The organism is Micromonospora sp. NPDC049529 (genome assembly GCF_055586685.1).
This window is the reverse complement of record NZ_JBVJHT010000016.1, coordinates 1-16,775: the sequence shown is the minus strand read 5'-3', so window position 1 is coordinate 16,775 and position 16,775 is coordinate 1. Positions and strand designations below refer to the sequence as shown.

11 protein-coding genes are annotated in these 16,775 nt (G+C 70.7%); 5 read left to right on the top strand and 6 right to left on the bottom strand.

Features of this window, described 5'->3' with window-relative positions; genetic code table 11:
- Positions 1-3 precede the first annotated feature (3 nt).
- From ACZ6QQ_RS26265 to ACZ6QQ_RS26255, 3 genes are read right to left on the bottom strand one after another with little or no spacing between them, the layout of a single operon-like run.
- Positions 4-384: a RidA family protein gene (locus tag ACZ6QQ_RS26265; RefSeq protein ID WP_465879865.1), complete on the bottom strand. Its 381-nt coding sequence runs from the start codon at positions 382-384 to the stop codon at positions 4-6.
- Between the two features lie 3 nt (positions 385-387).
- Positions 388-1,668, bottom strand: a complete 1,281-nt coding sequence (locus ACZ6QQ_RS26260) for an amidohydrolase/deacetylase family metallohydrolase (protein ID WP_465879863.1) — start codon at positions 1,666-1,668, stop codon at positions 388-390.
- Positions 1,665-2,963, bottom strand: a complete 1,299-nt coding sequence (locus tag ACZ6QQ_RS26255) for a transcriptional regulator (protein WP_465879862.1) — start codon at positions 2,961-2,963, stop codon at positions 1,665-1,667. Before ACZ6QQ_RS26255 ends, ACZ6QQ_RS26260 begins: the two co-directional genes overlap by 4 nt.
- Before the next feature lie 150 nt (positions 2,964-3,113).
- Here ACZ6QQ_RS26255 and ACZ6QQ_RS26250 point away from each other — a divergent pair, with 150 nt between their 5' ends.
- From ACZ6QQ_RS26250 to ACZ6QQ_RS26235, 4 genes are all read left to right on the top strand, one after another.
- A complete protein-coding gene (locus tag ACZ6QQ_RS26250) occupies positions 3,114-4,358 on the top strand; it encodes an alanine racemase (RefSeq protein ID WP_465879860.1) in 1,245 nt (414 codons plus the stop codon).
- Between the two features lie 551 nt (positions 4,359-4,909).
- Positions 4,910-8,047 carry an OmpL47-type beta-barrel domain-containing protein gene (locus ACZ6QQ_RS26245; protein WP_465879858.1) on the top strand — a complete coding sequence of 1,046 codons (3,138 nt, stop codon included), beginning with the start codon at positions 4,910-4,912 and terminating at the stop codon, positions 8,045-8,047.
- Positions 8,048-8,108: 61 nt separating this feature from the next.
- The gene (locus ACZ6QQ_RS26240; protein WP_465879857.1) at positions 8,109-9,413 is read left to right on the top strand and encodes a multicopper oxidase domain-containing protein; all 1,305 of its coding nucleotides are present in this window, start codon (positions 8,109-8,111) and stop codon (positions 9,411-9,413) included.
- A gap of 73 nt (positions 9,414-9,486) precedes the next feature.
- Positions 9,487-13,554: a ThuA domain-containing protein gene (locus ACZ6QQ_RS26235; RefSeq protein ID WP_465879855.1), complete on the top strand. Its 4,068-nt coding sequence runs from the start codon at positions 9,487-9,489 to the stop codon at positions 13,552-13,554.
- A gap of 57 nt (positions 13,555-13,611) precedes the next feature.
- On the opposite strand, the gene ACZ6QQ_RS26230 is transcribed toward ACZ6QQ_RS26235, so the two are convergent.
- Positions 13,612-14,322 carry an SDR family oxidoreductase gene (locus tag ACZ6QQ_RS26230; protein ID WP_465879853.1) on the bottom strand — a complete coding sequence of 237 codons (711 nt, stop codon included), beginning with the start codon at positions 14,320-14,322 and terminating at the stop codon, positions 13,612-13,614.
- Between the two features lie 108 nt (positions 14,323-14,430).
- On the opposite strand from ACZ6QQ_RS26230, the gene ACZ6QQ_RS26225 reads away from it, so the two are divergent.
- Positions 14,431-15,012: a CGNR zinc finger domain-containing protein gene (locus tag ACZ6QQ_RS26225; protein WP_465879851.1), complete on the top strand. Its 582-nt coding sequence runs from the start codon at positions 14,431-14,433 to the stop codon at positions 15,010-15,012.
- Between the two features lie 30 nt (positions 15,013-15,042).
- Here the strand turns inward: ACZ6QQ_RS26225 and ACZ6QQ_RS26220 are convergent, their stop codons facing one another.
- Both ACZ6QQ_RS26220 and ACZ6QQ_RS26215 read right to left on the bottom strand, forming a co-directional pair.
- Complete coding sequence (locus ACZ6QQ_RS26220) at positions 15,043-16,098, bottom strand: hypothetical protein (RefSeq protein WP_465879849.1); 1,056 nt, start codon at positions 16,096-16,098, stop codon at positions 15,043-15,045.
- On the bottom strand, positions 16,098-16,595 hold the full coding sequence (locus ACZ6QQ_RS26215; protein ID WP_465879847.1) for a SigE family RNA polymerase sigma factor: 498 nt from the start codon (positions 16,593-16,595) through the stop codon (positions 16,098-16,100). Before ACZ6QQ_RS26215 ends, ACZ6QQ_RS26220 begins: the two co-directional genes overlap by 1 nt.
- Positions 16,596-16,775: the final 180 nt, after the last annotated feature.

Here is a 16,775-nt window from a genome sequence, read left to right as displayed (position 1 = left end):
GGTTCAGTCGCCCAGGTACAGCACCGCGTCGATCTCGATGTCGAAGCCCTCCAGGGCAACCGGCAGGGTGGTACGGGCGGGCAGGTTCTCGGTCCCGAAGAACTCCGTGTAGATCTCGTTCATCGCCGGGAAGTCGGCGAAGTCGCGCAGGTAGACGCCGACGCGTACGGCCCCGCTCAGGTCCCCGCCGGCCGCCTCGGCCACCCGGGCCAGGTTCGTGAACGCGGCCCGCGCCTGCTCGGCGAAGTCGCCGGTGACCCAGGTTCCGTCCGGGCGCACCGGGCACGCCCCGGCGAGGTACGCGAACCCACCCGCGACCACCGCGTGCGAGTACGGGCCACCGGGCGGCGCCGCCCGGTCGGCTACCACGATCTTCTTCGGCATGGGTCAACCTCCGTGTCGGGGGAACTGTTCGGCGAGCCCGTCCGGACCCACCAGGGGCGAGGTCAGCAGGTGACGTACCGCCTGTTCGCGGCGGCGCAGGGCGTCGCGCTGTGCGGCGGTGAGCGGGACCCACGGCGGCGCGGGTGCCGGCAGCCGTGGCGGCAGCGGCCGACCGGCCCGGTACGTCACCTCGTTCACCAGGCGCAGCGGCGACGTACGGCGCTGCCCGTGCACGTCGACCAGTTCGAACCGGCCCGGCTCGACGACCCACACCGCGATGTCCGCCGGTGCTCCCGGCGCGAGCGTGCCGATGCCACCGGGCAGCCCGAGCGCGCGGGCCGGTCCGACCGTGGTCGCCGCCACCACCTGTTCCAGCCCCAGACCGGCGGCCAGCATCTTGGCCATGGTGGTGGGCAGGTCGAACGCGGGCCCGTGCAGCGAGCGGCTGTGCAGGTCGGTGGAGACGGTGTGCGGCGGCATGCCGGCGGCCAGTTGTGCCTCCAGCACGTCGAAGGCGAACCCGCCGGAGCCGTGTCCGATGTCGAACAGCACCCCGGACTCGTACGCCTCCCGCGCGGCCGGGTCGAACCCGCTCGGCCCGGCGGCGATCCCGCTGGCGCAGTGCGTGATGAGGTCACCCGGTCGCAGCAGCGGCAGCAGCCGCGCGACCGACGGTGGCGCCGCCCCGATGTGGACCATCACCGGTAACCCGCAGGCCCGCCCCACCTCGACCGCCCGGCGCAGCGGCTCCGTGCCGTGGGCGCCGACGTTGTGCCGGTCCATCCGTACCTTGATCCCGACGATCGTGTCCCGGTGCGCCCGTACGGTCGCCACCGCCAGGTCGACGTCACAGTTGTCCAGCTCCCGCGACTCGCCGACCGGTGCGATCAGCCCCACCGCGGAGATGTTGAGCAGGGCGGGCACCCGGACCGCATAACCGGTCGTGGCTGCGGCGAACGCCGGGAACGAGTAGGCGCCGGCCGATCCGGCGTCGACCCAGGTGGTCACCCCGCAATGCCAGGCCACCGGATCCGGGTCGATGCCCCAGTACGTCGCGCCCGCGTACACGTGGGTGTGCAGGTCGACCAGGCCCGGTGTGACGAGCCGGCCGCTCACGTCGACCACCTCGGCGGCGCCGGCACGGGGCAGCGCGGCAGCCACCTCGGCGACCCGCCCGTCACGTACGGCGATGTCGTGCCGACCGGTCCGGCCGGTCCCCGGATCGAGCAGGTCCCCACCGGTGAGCAGCAGGTCCCACCGGGCCGGTGTGCGGTCGTCGTTCACGGGCGCTCGATCGCCGCGCCGATGCGCAGCCGGTACAGCCGGGCCGGGCGGCCCTTGCGGTGCACCTGCGCGCTGCCGTGGACCTCGACCAGACCGGAGTCGTCGAGCTTGCGGATCAGCCGCCGCCCGCTGGGATCGGTGATGCCGAGCTGCTGGGCGAGGTCGCTGGGGGAGATGGCCCGGCCCATCTGACCGCGTTCGATGGCGGCCAGCCGGGACAGCGTGGCCGCGCTCAGCCCGACCCTGCCGGCCAGCTGCTCCAACTCCGCGCCGTGTTCCCGGTAGGTGAAGGACAGTGCCGCGCCGGCCGGGCTCATCGGACCGATGATCACGCCACCGTCCTCGATCAGGTACGCGCTCGGCGACTCCTCCTGCTCGGCCCGGCTCGCCGCCCGCTCGGCCAGGTGCACACAACTGCGGGCGGAGGCGCCGACCCCGAAGCCGGCGGCGACCCGGATGCCGAGCGTCTCGTGCGCCTGGGCCAGCGCGGGCAGCGACACCCAGCTGCCGGTCGCCGCCTCGAAGAGCGCCTGGTGGGCGAAGACGGCGACGCCGCGCCGGCCCCGGTTCTCGATCCACGCGTCGGCGAACTCCGGGGTGTTCAGCAGTAGGTTCATCAGCCCCACCCGGGCCCGGTCCAGGTCCAGGTGCGGTCCGGCCCGGCCGACCAGGAACACCCCGGCGGCCAGGCGCAGGGCGCTGGCCTGCTTGGACTGCACCCGCAGCACCAGCTCGTGCAGCTGGGCCCGGAGCGTCGCCGGTCCGGGCAGGCCGCCGAGCACCCGCGTCTCGCCGGCCAGTTGCGCCGCGACCGCCGTACGGAGGCTGATCACGTAGTCGGCGCCGGTGCGGGTCAGCGCCTCCCGGTGGAACGCGACGATCTCCGCCACGCTCTGCTCCGGGTCGTACGGCAGGCAGCTCACCCGCGCCGGGTCCAGCTCCGCCGCCCGGACGACCTCGTCCACGGTCTGCGCGTCGAAGGTGTCGACGCTGACCGGGGTGGCCCGCCACCCTCGGGCGACAGCCTTGAACAGGGCCAGCGACAGGTCGAGGCCGGCCGAGCGCAGGATCGCGACCGGCAGGTCCGCGGGGAGCAGGTGGCGGCACTTCGCGTACGGGACGGGGCCGAGCAGCAGGCCGTCGACCCGCTGGCGGTCGAGCAGGCGGTCGACCCGTGCCCGTACCTCGTCCTCGTGTTCGTAGACGACCCACTCCAGGCTCACCCCGGCCAGGGTGCGGGCGGCGTCCTCGAACACGGCACGGTGACTGGCGTGGATCACCAGACCGATCACCATCGATCCTCCAGGTTCGGAAGTGGCTCGTTGAGACGGGCGTCGATAGCCTGCGGTCCCGGCCGGGCCGCCGTCAAGACATTGACGCTCCAGGATGGATCGGGCAGGCTGTGCGTCCGGCAGCGAGCCACATCCGAACCTGTGGGAGGGCCCGTGCGGCACGACCCGTTCGACGACCGGACCCTCGACTGGCGGGCGAAGGGGTTATGGCAGCCCGGACCGCCGGTGCCCGACGCCGAGTTCGTCGCCGCCGGCCACCATCTGTTCGGTGGCGCGGTCACCTGGCCGGTGCTGGTCGCCCGGCAGGACGCGATCACGCACAACATCGCGACGATGGCCGACTTCTGCGCCCGGCACGGTTTCCTGTTCGCCCCGCACGGCAAGACCACCATGTCCCCGGCCCTGTTCGCCGCGCAGCTCGACGCCGGTGCCTGGGCGATCACGGTCGCCACCGCCAACCAACTGCTGGCCTGCCGCGCCCTCGGCGTGCGGCGGGTCCTGCTGGCCAACCAGCTGCTGGACCCGGTGCCGCTGCGCTGGCTAGCGGGCGAACTCGACCGTGGCTTCGAGGCGCTGGTCTTCGTGGACTCGGTGGCCGGCGTCGAGGCGATCGGCGCCGCGCTCGACGACCACCCCGGTCACCACCCCGTGCCGGTCCTCGCCGAGCTGGGGTATGTCGGTGGGCGTACCGGCGCCCGCACCGTCGAGCAGCTCGTCGTCGTTGCCGAGGCCGCCGCCGCCAACCCTCGGGTACGCCTCGACGGCGTCACCGCGTACGAGGGCGGGCTGGCGGACGCGGACGCGGTGGCGGCGTACCTCGACCGGACCCGGGCTGCGGTCGTCGCGCTGGCCGAGCGGGGTCTGCTGGCGGACGAGGTGATCGTCAGCGCGGGCGGGAGTGCCTGGTTCGATGTGGTGGCGGACCGGCTCGGCGGCGACTGGCTCCCCGGTCACCGGCTGCGCGTGGTGCTGCGCAGCGGCGCCTCCGTCACCCACGACCACGGCTTCTACGCCGAACGCACACCGTTTCGCCGGCTGCCCGGAGCCGGTGTGCTGGACCCGGCCCTGGAGCTCTGGGCGCAGGTCACCTCCACTCCGGAGCCGGGGCTCGCGCTGGTCGGCATGGGCAAGCGCGACGCCCCGTACGACGAGGGGTTGCCGGTGCCGTTACGGGTCCGGCGGGTCGACGGCAGCACCGCCGACGCCGTCGGGATGAGCGTGTCCCGCCTCAACGACCATCACACCTATCTGGACCTGGAGCCCGGTGTCGACATCGGACCGGGGGACCTGATCTGCTTCGGCATCTCCCACCCGTGCACCGCGTTCGACAAGTGGCGGTTCATTCCGGTCGTGGCCGACGGATACACCATTGTGGACATGTTGCGCACGTACTTCTGATCCGGTCACCGATGCGGTCCGCCGGGCCGGGGGTCGCTCCGGTCCAGTGCCCGCCGCGGTCGCGATGCGCAAGATCAATCAGGCCCTTTTGTCATATCGGATAAAAGTACGGCCCGTCCCGTCGAAAGATGTAGACATGCTGATGTCAAGCCCGATAGTGTCGGCCAACATCAAGATGTTTCGTCGAGGTAACCGGCGGCGCGGTTAGCTCATCGTCGACCGGGGGAGCGGCACTCCCCGAGGTCGGCGTTGCCCGCAGACCGAACCGGCGCGGCGGTGCGCGCCACGCCCTCAACCTGGCCCGCTCCCTCCGTCCCGACACGTGACCGACCACGAGGTCGGCGCGGGTCCGACCTCGCCCACCGTCCACGTACGTCCCAGATCCCAGACATGCCTGTCCACATGCCGGACCGGTTGGCCTCGGCCGCGCCGGTTCCAGCGTCGTGGGCCGCGCACGTCCGCCCGCTGCTGCCCTGTGCGCCGTCGCCCTCGTGAAACCCCCTGCGAGTACGCCGGACGTCCAGGGAAGACTCGCGAAAGGCAAACGCGACATGCCTACTCTCCCCGTGCGACGCGGTTCACCACATCGCCTGCGCCCGCTCACCCGGCATGGCACCGGCCGTCTCCGGCGCCCGTTGACGGTGCTTGCGGCAGCGGCCGTGCTGCTGGTCAGCTCCACCCTGGCCGCGGCCCCGGTGGGCGCCCGACCGGTCGACACCGCCTCCGGTACGGCCAGCGCCCCCGCGCCGAACGCGCAACTCCAGGCGCAGGTGCTCACCTGGACGGCGAACAACAGCACCCAGGCCTATGCCTCCGCCCCGACCACCGCCGTCGCGGGCCCGACCACCCTCGTCTTCGAGAACAGCGCCGCGACCGGCAACACCTCCGGCATGCAGCACACCCTCACGTTCGACACCGGTGGGGCGTACAACAGTGACGTCGACGTGAACATCCTGGCCGACCCGTTCGACAGCAACCAGGGCCGGTGGACCGTCGACGTCGTGCTCACGCCGGGCACGTACCGCTACTTCTGCGCCATCCCCGGCCACGGCACGATGAACGGCCTGCTCGTGGTCACCGGCGGCACCGAGGACACCACCCCGCCGACGGTGACCGCCTCGGTGACCGGTGACCGCAACTCCGACGGCGCGTACATCGGCGCCGCCACGGTGACCCTGGCGGCCACCGACAGCGGATCCGGCGTCAACCGGGTCGAATACTCCCTGGACGGCGGCCCGTTCGGCACGTACTCTGCGCCGGTCACGGTCAGCGCCGTCGGCGACCACACGGTGACCTACCGGGCGACCGACGTGGCGGGCAACACCTCGCCGGTGCAGTCGACCGCGTTCACGGTGGTCGCACCGCCCAACCCGGACACCACGGCGCCGACCGTCACCGCCTCGGTGGCCGGTGACCGCGACGAGGACGGCGCGTACGTCGGCACGGCGACGGTGACCCTCTCCGCGACCGACACCGAGTCCGGGGTCGAGCGAATCGAGTACTCGCTCGACGGTGCCGCGTACACCCGGTACACCGCGCCGGTGAGCGTCAGCGCCGTCGGCCAGCACACGGTGACCTACCGGGCGACCGACGTGGCGGGCAACACCTCGCCGGTGCAGTCGACCGCGTTCACGGTGGTCGCGCAGCCGAACCCGGACACGACGGCGCCGACCGTGACCGCCACCGTGGCCGGTGACCGCGACGAGGACGGCGCGTACATCGAGATGGCGACGGTGACCATCGCCGCCACCGACACCGAGTCCGGCGTCGAGCGGATCGAGTACTCGCTCGACGGTGCCGCGTACGCCACGTACAGCGCACCGGTGATGGTGCACCAGCCGGGCGAGCACACGGTCGGCTACCGGGCCACCGACCGGGCCGGTAACACCTCGGCCCCGCAGACCGTCAGCTTCCGGGTGGTCGGCACGCCGGCCCCGGACGACACCACCGCCCCGACGGTGACCGGCGGCGTCACCGGTGACCGGGACGGCAACGGTGCCTACCTCGGCGCCGCGACCGTCACCGTCTCCGCGACCGACACCGAGTCCGGCGTCGACCGGATCGAGTACGCCGTCGACGGGCAGGCGTACGTCGCCTACACCGCGCCGGTGACCGTCAACACCCCCGGCCAGCACACGGTCAACTACCGGGCCACCGACCGGGCCGGCAACACCTCCACCCCGCAGACCCTCACCTTCCAGGTGGTCAGCGCGCCGAACCCGGACACCACCGCGCCGACCGCGACCGCCACCGTCACCGGCAACCGGGATGGCAACGGCGCGTACGTCGGCGCCGCCACGGTCGCCGTGGCCGCCACCGACGCCGAGTCCGGGGTCGAGCGGATCGAGTTCTCTCTCGACGGCCAGCCGTACGCGACGTACACCGCGCCGGTCACCGTCAACCAGCCGGGCCAGCACACGGTCAGTTACCGGGCCACCGACCGGGCCGGCAACACCTCCACCCCGGCGTCGGTGACCCTCACCGTGGTCGCACCGCCGAACCCGGACAACACCGCTCCGACGGTGAACGCCACCATCACCGGGCAGCAGAACGGCAGCTGGGCGTACGTCGGCAGTGCCACCGTCGTGCTCACCGCCACCGACTCCGGTTCCGGCGTCCACCGGCTCGAATACGCCCTCGACGGATCGGGTTACACCGTCTACAGCGGCCCGTTGACGGTCAACACCGTCGGCGCGCACACGGTCAGCTACCGGGCCACCGACCGGGCGGGCAACACCTCCGGGACCGCCTCGACCACCTTCACGGTCGTGGCGAGCGCCCCGCCGGCCCCGGCCTGCCGGGTGACCGACACCCGGCCGACGGTCTGGATGGGCACCACGAACAGCCCGGTGGCCAACCGGGTGGTCGACGGCGCGTGCTCGATCAACGACCTGATCGAGGACGAGCGGGCCTGGCCGACCCACGCCGAGTTCGTCGACCACGTCCGGGCGATCGCCGAGCACCTGCACCACCGGGGCAAGATCCTGCTCAAGGAGCAGAACCAGCTGGTCCGTGCGGCCGGTGACTCCGGTGTCGGCAAGGCCGAGGACAAGCAGGGTTACCAGCCGCTGCTGGACCGTTCGGTCGCCTCGTTCCGGCAGTGGGAGCAGGTCGGCGCGGGTGGCTTCGGTCGCAACGCCGACGGGTCGATCACCAGCCGTTCGGTCGACGGGATGGGCCTGCTCTGGTTCCCGATCCGCAGCTACGGCGACTTCTCGCTGAAGCTCCAGTGGCGTGACGACGCCCCCGGTGACGGTCGCGCCAACAGCGGCGTGTTCGTTCGCTTCCCGCAGGTGCACCAGCACCCGCAGGAGTCCCGCCCGGAGTGGGTGGCCATCAAGTACGGCCACGAACTCCAGATCAACGACCGCACCGACGGCGACCAGTACAAGAGCGGTTCGGTGTACGGCTTCGACCGGGTCGACATCGCCGGTGCGCAGGTCACCCCGAAGGGCACCTGGAACGACTACGAGATCCGCGTCGTCGGCCAGCACTACTCGGTGTTCCGCAACGGCGTACTGATCAACGAGTACGTGAACGTACCCGGAGCGGTCTTCGACCCGCCCCGGTCGGACGACCCGGGCGGCGCCGGACGGCAGAACGCCACCGGCTACGTCGGCCTCCAGAACCACGGTGCCGCCGACATCGCCAGCTTCCGCAACATCCGGATCGCCCCGCTGACCCCGTGACACACGCCGTTCTCACCCGCCGCCGCTTCGGCGGCGGCGGGCCGAGCGATTGGACAGAACCTTGGACAGGGAATTGAACGACACCGGCGAATCCACGCCGTTGTCGCCGGCCGACCCGCCGGAGGCCCGACCGGCGTCGCCGGTCCGACTGCTCTCGTCGAGTGCCGGGCGGGCGGTGATGGTGGTCGCCGTCCTGCTGGCGACCCTCGTCGGCGCCGGTGGGCTGGCTCTTGCCGGCGACACCACGGCCAAGCCGGCCGAGCTGGCCGCCGGTGCGAAGCTCGCGGCCCGGTCGGCCGAGCGGCCCGAGGGCTGCATCGCGCCGGACCGTCGGATCACGATGTACGCGGTGGAGCTGCCCCGGGACCCGGTGACCAACCAGGTCCGGCTCGGTTACGGCCTCACCCCGCAGACGGCCTCCTACCCCGGGCCGACGATGGAGATGATCGAGGGGGAGTGCCTCGCGATCACCGTGCACAACCAGGTGCCGGTCGCGACCCTGGAGGCGCTGCGTACCGACCCGGCGCATCCGCTCGGCGTCTCGCTGCACGTGCACGGGGTCAAGTACACCCAGATGTCCGACGGCACGGTGCACAGCGGCTCCTTCATCCCGTCGGGCGGATCGCGGACGTACGTCTGGTTCGCCAAGCCGCGTACCGCGACTTCGCCGGGCACGGCGGGCTACTGGTGGTACCACGACCACGTGGTCGGCGGGCCGCACGGCACCCAGGGCCTCGGCGCCGGCCTCTTCGGCGGTCTCGTCGTGCGCCGGCAGGGGGATCCGCGACCGGACCGGACGTACGTGACCGCCTTCGGTGACCGGCAGACGATCAACCTGCGCCGCAGCTCGGAGGCGGACACCTGTGACCCGGTGACCCCGGTGCCCGGCCCGACCTGCATGGTCGCCAAGATCGGCGAGCGGGTCGAGATCATCGTGATCGGCATGGGGAACGACATGCACACCTTCCACGTGCACGGACACTCCTGGGCGGACACCCGTACCGGTCTGATCACCACGGAGAACAAGGCCCTGGCCGACTCGACTCCGGTGATCGACAACAAGACCCTCGGGCCGGGTGACACCTTCGGCGTGCAGTTCGTCGCCGGGGACTCGGTCGGGCCGGGGCACTGGATGCTGCACTGCCACATGCAGTTCCACTCCGACATGGGCATGTCGACCACGATGCACGTGCTCGACGAGAACGGCGCGATGCCGCCGCACGGCACCCCGATGCCGATGGCTCCGGCCCAGTCCGGTGCCACCCAGTCCGGTGCCACCCAGTCCGGTGCGGCCACGGCCGGTGCATCGCAGGCCGGCGCGGCGCAGGGCGGCTCGGCACCCGGCGCTCACACGAACCACCGCTGACCCGCATCCGCCGCCAACCCTGACCACGCATTCCACCACCCGAAGGACTTTCCGTACCTCTGGAGGAGGAGAAATGGCAGAAAAACGCCATTTCCAGCTGTCCCGATCGGTCGGGCCCCGTCCCGACCTCGCCGACCGTCCACCCCGCGTCATCCGGTCGTCCCGTCGCGGCGCCGGCCCGTTCCGCCGCGCGGTCGCCCTGGCCTCGGGCGCCGTACTCACGCTCGGTCTGCTGACCACGCCGGTCTCGGCCGCCCCGGATCCGGGTGTCGGCGGGACCGCGGTGGCGCCCGCCTGGGGTAGCCAGGCGGTGAACGTGCTGGTCTTCCACGGGCCGGCGGCCTCCCAGGAGGACCCGGTCGTCAAGGCCGTCAACGCCATCCGCAAGCTCGGCAGCGAGCACGGCTTCTACGTCCACGACTCCGACGACCCGGCAGTCTTCACCCCGGACAACCTGGACCGCTACCGCAGCGTGGTGTTCCTGTCGGCCAACGGCGTGACCCTCGACGACGCGCAGGAGGCGGCGTTCCAGGCGTACGTCAAGGGTGGTGGCGGGTTCGTCGGCATCCACGACGCCGCCCGCGCCCAGCCCAGCTCGGAGTGGTTCACCGGTCTGATCGGCACCCGCCCGGCGGCGAGCCTGCCGAACGCGGAGAGGATCCAGAGTGTCACGGCCAGCGGCAGCAACCCGCCGAGCGAGGTCGAGGCGAACCTGATCGACGGGTTGACCGGCACCAAGTGGCTGACCCGTTCGACCACGGCCTGGGTCACGGCGAAGCTCGCCGAACCGAAGGCCGTCGCCCAGTACGCCCTGACGTCCGCGAACGACTTCCAGGGACGCGACCCGAGGGACTGGACCCTCCAGGGCTCGACCGACGGCAACTCCTGGACGAACCTGGACACCCGCAGCGGTGAGACGTTCTCGGGTCGGTTCCAGACCAAGCAGTACACGTTCACCAACACCACGCCGTACCAGCACTACCGGTTGAACATCACCGCGAACAGCGGTGAACCGCTGATCCAGCTCGCCGAACTCTGGCTGATCGGCCCGAACGCCGGGCCGGCGCCGGAGAACACGGTGCAGCAGGCGGTGGTGGACGTCGTCGACCGGCAGCACCCGGCGAACAAGGGTCTGCCGCTCAACTGGACCCGCTCGGACCAGTGGATGAACTGGAACCCGAGCCCGGTCGGTCGGGTCCACACGATCGCCCAGGTCCAGGAGAAGTCGTACAACCCGGGGCTGGCCGGCAACGGCGCCTTCCACCCGATCTCCTGGTGCCGCGACTACGACGGTGGCCGGTCCTTCTACACCGGCATGGGCCGGACCGAGGCCAGCTACACCACCGACGCGCAGTTCCGCAGCCACCTGCTCGGCGCGATCCAGTGGACGACCGGCGTGGTCCGTGGCGACTGCCAGGCGACCATCGCGTCGAACTACAGGATCGAGCGGCTGACCACCACCAACCAGTCCGGTCAGCTCGACCAGATCGGTGAGCCGCACGGCCTGACCATCGCCCCCGACGGCAAGGTCTTCTACATCGGCAAGGCCGCCTGTGCCACCGGGCCGGTCGCCGACTGGGCCAACCCGAACGTGGGTCTGGGCTGCGGCACGATCCACCAGTGGGACCCGACGACCAAGCAGGTCAAGCTGCTCACCACGCTGAAGGTGATGGGTAACCGGGGCAGCGGCAGCGAGCTGGTGAAGAACGAGGAAGGTCTGGTCGGCATCACGCTCGACCCGAACTTCGCGGAGAACGGCTGGTTCTACGTCTACTGGATGCCGCACGAGTCGATCGACCGGGAACGGCGGGTCGGTCAGCGTACGGTTTCCCGGTTCACGTACGACCACGGCCAGCAGACGATCGACCAGGGCACCCGCAAGGACCTGCTGAACTGGGAGACCCAGATCCACAGCTGCTGCCACGCCGGTGGCGGTATGACCTTCGACGAGTCCGGCAACCTCTACATCGGTAGCGGTGACAGCAACTCCTCCGGTGGTTCGGACGGCTACTCCGGCAACAACTGGACCCAGGAGTACGCCGGCATCTCGTTCCAGGACGCCCGCCGTACCTCGGGTAACACGAACGACCTCAACGGCAAGATCATCCGGATCCACCCGGAGGCCGACGGGACCTACACGATCCCCGAGGGCAACCTCTTCACCGGTCAGGAGCAGGGCGGCGGCAAGACCCGCCCGGAGATCTACGTGATGGGCGTGCGGAACATCGCCCGGATCGCCTGGGACCCGGTGAACGACTGGCTCACCGCCGCGTGGGTCGGCCCGGACGCGGGTGCGCCGAGCCCGGAGCTGGGCCCGGCGAAGTACGAGACCGCCACGATCATCACCTCGGCGGGCAACCAGGGTTGGCCGTACTGCATGGGCAACCGGCAGCCGTACCGGGACCGCAGCAACACCAACGCCACCCAGCTCACCGGCTGGTACGACTGCGACAACCTCAAGAACGAGTCGCCGCGCAACACCGGTCTGGTCAACATCCCGCCGGCCCGGGACAACATGATCTGGTACTCGCCCCAGGGCGGTGGCCCGGTCTTCCCGAAGCGCACCGACGGCAGCAACCTGCCGACGTACGTGACCAGCCAGTCGACGTACACCCAGCCCTACCTCAGCGGTGGCGGCCAGGCCATCATGGACGGCCCGACCTACCAGCGGTCCAAGGTCGACGTGAACAGTGGCGTCGCCTGGCCGGCGTACTGGGACAACAAGTGGTTCATCGGCGACCAGTCGAACTCCAACAACCGGATCGCCGTCACCGTCGACCCGAGCAAGGTCGAGCAGGCGGGGGCCCCGGCCTTCGCCGAGGACCTGCGCAGCATCATCCAGGGCGGTAACGGCAGCACCCAGCTCCAGTCCTGGATGGACGCGAAGTTCGGCCCCGACGGTGCGCTCTACCTGCTCGACTACGCCGGTGGCTTCTTCAGCCTGCACCAGAACCAGAAGCTGATCCGGATCACGTACCAGGGTGGTCAGGCCACTCCGAACCCGAGCCTGGCGACCGCGCAGTCCGTGTCGCCGAGCCAGCCGCGTACGGTCGCCTTCTCGGCCGCCAACGTCGGTGGCGTGGCCTGGGAGTGGAACTTCGGTGACGGCAGCAAGGTGTCGACCGCGGCCCACCCGCAGCACACCTACAAGCGGTACGGCACCTTCCAGGCAACCGTGAAGGTCACGTACGCCGATGGTGAGGTCGTCACCGGGACGGTCCCGGTCAACGCCGGTTGTGCGGCGGCCGACGCCCGCCCGACGGTCTGGATGTTGGACACCGACACCACGGTGACCAACCGTCAGGTCGGCGGCGGCTGCACGATCAACGACCTGATCGACGACGAGACCACCTGGCCGAACCGGGCCTCGTTCGTCACCCACCTCGACGCGGTGCTCGCCGAGCTGAGCGCGGCGCACGTCATCGACAACCGTGAGGCGACGACGCTGCGCCGGGCCGGGACCCAGTCCCCGATCGGCGCCACCAACGGGTACCAGCCGATCTTCGACGGTTCGGCGAAGTCGCTCGCCGGCTGGCGGCAGGCTCCCAGCGGGTCGTTCTCCCTCCAGCGCGACGGGTCGATCCGCAGTTCCGGCGGGCTCGGCATGCTCTGGTACGCCGACCAGCAGCTCGCCGACTACTCGATCAAGGTGCAGTTCCGCGACATCTCCCCGGAGAACGTCCGGGCCAACAGTGGGATCTTCGTCCGGTTCCCGGACCCGCGAACCCCGCTGGAGCAGCGGCCTCCGGGCAGCTGCGGCACCGTCGGATCGGCCCGCAGTTCGCAGGCGTGGGTCGCGATCTACTGCGGCCACGAGATCCAGATCTACGACGGCGAGACCGGTGAGCCGCAGAAGACCGGCTCGGTCTACAACTTCGCGTCGAACCCGCTGGACAAGGCGGGGGCCACCCCGAAGAACCAGTGGAACGACTACGAGGTACGCGTCGTCGGCCAGCACTACACGATGATCCGTAACGGTGTGGTGATCAGCGAGTTCGACAACACACCGGGCAAGCAGTCGTCCCGCCAGGGCGACCCGTCCACGGATCTGCGGCAGTTCCTCAGCGGTTTTGTCGGGTTGCAGAACCACGGCAACAGCGATCTGATCGAGTTCCGCAACGTCCGGGTGCGGCAGCTCTGATTCGACCGGTGCCGGGTACTGGCCTTCGTGCCAGTACCCGGCACCGCCTCTTGTGGCTCAGTTGTCGACGGCGACGTGCGGGTAGAGCGCGGTGATCTCCGCCGCCAGGCCGTTCTTGACCATCCGGGTCCAGTCGTCGGCAAGCACCTCGTGCTGGCCCGCCTCGACCGCGTCGATCGCCTGTCGGGCCACGTCGGCCGGGGCGGACTTGGGGTCGGTCGGCGGCGCCCACCGGGCCGCCAGGTCGGTGTCGATCCAGCCGACGTGCAGGCCAGTCACGCCCACGCCGTGCGGGTGCAGGTCCTGACGCAGCCCGTTGGTCATCGACCAGAGCGCCGCCTTCGAGGCCGCGTACGCGCCGAGGGTCGCGTACCAGGACAACGCCGAGTGGATGTTGAGCAGGTGGCCGCCGTTCGCGATGAGCCGGGGCGCGAGGGCCCGGGTGACCTGGAGCGGTCCGTAGAAGTTGATCTCAAATTCGCGCCGGATCTCGTCCAGGTCCCCGTTGAGGTAGTCCGCGCCGAGGGTGACCCCGGCGTTGTTGATCAGGAGGTTGACGTCCGGGGCCTGTGCGGTCGCGGCCGCCACCGAGGCGGGGTCGGAAAGTTCCAGCTCCAGCGGTACGACGTTCGGGTTCGTGATCGTCTTCGGGTCGCGGGCGGTGACGTACACCTTGGCCGCCCCGCGTGCCAGTACCTCGTCGACCAGTGCCTTTCCGAGGCCGCGGCTTCCGCCGGTGACGAACACCACGGAGTCTTGGATCTTCATGTCGATTCCTTCGAGGGGACGGGTTCCGTCATGACCGACAGAACCAAAAGCTGTTTGCCTGTGTCGCCGAGGTTAGCAGCTTTCGACAGAACCAACTAGTGTTGGGTTATGTCATGGATGGCAACCGGCCGGTACGGCATACGGACGACCGACACGGGAGCCGTGCTGGTGCAGGAGCTGATTTGCACCCGCGCGGTCGAGGACACCCCGGACCTGTTGGCCGAGCGCGGCTCGGCGCAGGCGTGGTGGGACGAGAGCGTCCGTGGGTGGGCGGCGATGCAGGGGGTGACCGTCCCGGAGGGCGTGCTCTCGGATGAGGACGTGGCCGCCCTCCGGGAGCTACGGGCGACGTTCGACGCGCTCCTCGCCCGTGACGGGAATGCGCCGCAGGTGGCACCCGAGGTCACGGTGACGCTCGCCCTGGGGGAGGGCGGCCTGGTGCGACCCGTACCGACCGGGGAGGGGTCCCGGTGGCTGGCGTCGGCCCTGTGGTCGGAGACACTGCTCGCCCAGCAGAGCGACGTCTGGTCCCGGATCAAGCTCTGCCGCAACGAGGTCTGCCGTACGGCCTTCTACGACTCCTCGCGCAACCGCAGCGGCGTCTGGCACGACGTCACCACCTGCGGCAACATCGCCAACTTGCGCGCCTCCCGCGAACGCAGACGACGCAAACCGGCCGAAACCGACTGAAGGTGTACGTTCTGCCGTGACCGGACGATGTCACCAGGTGTCGGGCTGGTCCAGGTTGCGGGCCTGCTGGTACCCGCCCAGCACCGTCAGGCCCTCCGACTCGGTGTACCCCTTCCCCCAACCTTCGAGGAACGCGTCGACGGCGCACGGCTCGACGAACATCTCCAGCACGTCGCCGCCCTGCCGGCGTGCCCGGTACGGCCCGGCGGCGAGGTCCCCGGCCCCGGCGTCGTAGCCCGCCGGAGCGCGTTGCGCCCGAACCGTCAACCAGCGACCGGATTCGTCACCCACGACGAGCGAGCCCTCGACGAAGGACTCATGCTCGGTCCGGCCGAGCCGGACGGAGCATTCGAGCAGCCGACCTCCCAACGGCAGCGACCGCAGGCGGAACGGCACCACACAGCGGTGAGCGCCGTCGAACCGGACCCGGCTCGCCGCGACCGTTGCCTCGTCGGGCGTGGTCGCGTACATGTCGAGCTGCGCCCAGAGGCCGTCGGCCGGTTGCCAACGAACGAACCACAGATCGGCGCCGCCGGACGCCCATGGGTCGACCCAGGCGACTCCCGGGCGTTCCCCGACGCGTACGTCGGTCGGCGGCTGTGGTCGCCCCGGCGACGCCAACGTCTGCCGCAGCGCGTCCAGCGTCGCTACGGTGCGCGCCAGCACGAAGCGTGCCTGCCCGGTCGGGCCCTGGAACTCGACGCTCTCGGCGCCGCGCCCCGCGCTCCAGGTGGCGTACTCGGCACCATCGACCAGGCTGTCGGTCCTGAAATGGATCACGCCGGGATCAACTCCCACAGCCTCGGGGCGCGCGATGGCTCCGGGCTGACCCGGCGCGTCCGGCAGCGCGAGCGCCGTCGCCGGCATGATCACCTCATCGGGTGCCCTGTTGGCCGGGATCACCATGACCGCCGCAGCCAGGACGGCGCACGCCGCCACCGCGCCCCCGGTGATCAGTCCGTGGCGGCGCAGCCGGAGGCGGCGACCACGGCGCCGTGCGCGCTCGACGATCGGCGCCGGGTCGACATCGGCGCCCGCACGGTGCCTGAGCGTCGCGGCGAGCCGCTGGTCGAGGTCGGTCGACATCAGAACCCTCCCGTCGTTGCGGCGGCGGGTGCTCCCTGCCGCTTGCGGAGCGTTGTCAGGGCTCGACTCGCGTGCGTACGAACCGTGCCGGTCGAACAGTTCAGGATCTCGGCGATCCTCGCGTCGTCAAGATCCTCGTAGTAGCGCAGGACGATCACGGTGCGCTGACGCGTCGGCAGGTCACAGATGAGCCGCCACAGCGCGTCTCGTTCGGCGACATTGGTCGCCTCGTCCACGGTCCCCGGCCGGTCGATCACGGCGGCGACGGAGATCTCCCGGCTGCTGCGCCGACGCCACCACGAGTGATGGGCGTTGACGAGCATTCGACGGACGTACGCGTCGGGCCGATCCGTTCGGGAAATGCGCCCCCACCGGGCGTACGCCCTGGCCAGGACGTCCTGAACCAGATCCTCGGCCCGGTGCTCGTCACCGGTCAGCAACCGGGCGAGCCGCACCAGCGCCGCAGTGCGGGCGAACGCGTATTCCTCGAACGTCACGCTCTATTGGACGCCACGGGCCGATCGATCCGTAGACAACCGTCGGACACAGCTCATGAGTGAGGTTGGGTTGATCGGGTCACGTACGCGTCAGGGGCCGGGCCACATGTGGCCCGGCCCCTGACGTTCCGGCGTATCGCCGGTACCTCCCCCAAGTTCTGGTTAGTACGTCTCGCTGAG

Bases quoted from the DNA above. Each gene is read 5' to 3' on its own strand.
- ACZ6QQ_RS26265 (WP_465879865.1), bottom strand. From the start codon at position 384: ATGCCGAAGAAGATCGTGGTAGCCGACCGGGCGGCGCCGCCCGGTGGC.
- ACZ6QQ_RS26255 (WP_465879862.1), bottom strand. From the start codon at position 2,963: ATGGTGATCGGTCTGGTGATCCACGCCAGTCACCGTGCCGTGTTCGAG.
- ACZ6QQ_RS26245 (WP_465879858.1), top strand. From the start codon at position 4,910: ATGCCTACTCTCCCCGTGCGACGCGGTTCACCACATCGCCTGCGCCCG.
- ACZ6QQ_RS26235 (WP_465879855.1), top strand. From the start codon at position 9,487: ATGGCAGAAAAACGCCATTTCCAGCTGTCCCGATCGGTCGGGCCCCGT.
- ACZ6QQ_RS26230 (WP_465879853.1), bottom strand. From the start codon at position 14,322: ATGAAGATCCAAGACTCCGTGGTGTTCGTCACCGGCGGAAGCCGCGGC.
- ACZ6QQ_RS26225 (WP_465879851.1), top strand. From the start codon at position 14,431: ATGTCATGGATGGCAACCGGCCGGTACGGCATACGGACGACCGACACG.
- ACZ6QQ_RS26220 (WP_465879849.1), bottom strand. From the start codon at position 16,098: ATGTCGACCGACCTCGACCAGCGGCTCGCCGCGACGCTCAGGCACCGT.